2 protein-coding genes are annotated in these 1,708 nt (G+C 45.6%); both read left to right on the top strand.

Features of this window, described 5'->3' with window-relative positions; all coding sequences use genetic code 11:
* Positions 1-210: 210 nt before the first annotated feature.
* Positions 211-798 (top strand): phage tail protein, encoded by a 588-nt coding sequence (locus VN105_RS11845; RefSeq protein WP_325641087.1) that lies wholly within the window; start codon positions 211-213, stop codon positions 796-798.
* A 34-nt stretch (positions 799-832) separates the two neighbouring features.
* Positions 833-1,708 (top strand): ABC transporter substrate-binding protein (locus VN105_RS11850; protein WP_325641089.1); only part of this gene is annotated, 876 nt, incomplete at its 3' end.

Raw genomic sequence — 1,708 nt, forward strand, 5'->3', positions numbered from 1 at the left:
GTATTTTATTAAAAGGAAAACACTATCTTTATTGGGTTCATACTTATATCCTATAATCAACACTTAAATCCTATAAATAATTGCTACGATTTTTCCCTTAGTCATTAAAATCCTCAAGAGAGCCAGACTATTTCCCCCTCAAGGAAATAATGTGATGTTTGTATCAAAGAAATCCACTGTCATTATTCTCTAACCTTTATATGATTTGTTATGGAACCTTACCTCGCAATGGTTATTTTATTCGGCGGCAATTTTGCTATCAGAGGCTGGGCCTTCTGCTGGGGCCAGATAATATCTATCGCACAAAACAGCGCGCTTTTTTCCCTGCTTGGCACTACTTACGGTGGTGATGGCGTAACTACTTTTGCTTTACCAGACCTGAGAGGCAGAGCGCCTATTGGCTGGGGACAGGGACCTGGTCTTTCTAGTTATACGCTTGGCCAGTCCAGTGGCACTGAAAATACCACTATTCTCATTTCCAACATGCCGGCGCATAATCACGCGGCCACCTTCAGCCTTACGGCATCCCCATCGGCCAGCGTTGTAGCGGGAACCAGTGTTACTCCCGATGGCACTTTGGTACCAGCTACGCTGCCTACTATTGGCAGTGGCCCAACCGGTAATCCAATTAAAGGGTACGCTCCGCTTGACAACACTTCCGCGCTGGCGCCCGGCCCGGTTGCAGGTAATATCACGGTGGGTATCAATGGTGGCAGTCAGCCCATCTCCATTATAAACCCTTACCTGGCAATGACTTATTTGATTGCACTCGAAGGTATTTTTCCTTCCAGAAGTTAACGATCACTATTAAATTTTTACGAGCAATAATAATATGTCCCAAAATCCACCCCTCACCGTGGGGTTCCTGACTCCCTATTCGGGTATATATCCTTTTTTCTCCCAACATCTGATTACCGGGTGGTTAATCGGTATGGGACTGGATCCCGTGCGGCAACGTACCATTCAGTTCATCCCGGAGTTCACCAATATGGGAGGAATAAAAGCCAGTGAAGAAGCTGCCCGTAAGCTGCTTTTTTTTAACAGGGTAGATATTCTTTCCGGTCTTATCAGCTACAAATCAATACCAGAGCTGGTTCCCCTGATAGAAATGGAGAAGAAGCCTGCTTTCTTTTTTGATATGGGAGAATATGTGCCTCATTTCCCCTATCTCAGCCCCGATATATTTTACGCCTCGCATCAGCTCTGGCAATCGCAATATGCATTGGGCCATTGGGCACAAAGCACCTTCGGTGAGGGAGGACATATGATCATGCCTGTGTATGAAGCAGGCTATCACCTGAACAGCACTTTTCAACAGGGCAATGCAGCAGCAGGTGGCACTTCCCTCCAGCTAAACATACTGCCATTTGATCCGCAACAGCCACATAAACTGGATACTACGGCCATTTTTAATAAATGGAAGAAAGAAAGACCCGCCTATGTACACGCTATTTTCTGCGGAAGCCTGGGGCTGAAATTCCTTGAACAATGGATACAGAGTGGCTTGCATAAAGAAGTACCGTTACTGGTACACGAAGCCATGGTATACGATGATATTCTGGATGATGTAAAACATGCAGATCTTGAACTATACACCTCCCGCTCCTGGATGCGGGAAGATGAAAACAAGGCCAACCAGTTGTTTGTAAAGCAATTTGAAAACCTGGCAAAACAACCCGCCAATATCTTTGCCCTGATGGGCTATGAA

Origin of the sequence: Chitinophaga sp. (genome assembly GCF_035564935.1) — a bacterium.
Classification (GTDB): domain Bacteria; phylum Bacteroidota; class Bacteroidia; order Chitinophagales; family Chitinophagaceae; genus Chitinophaga.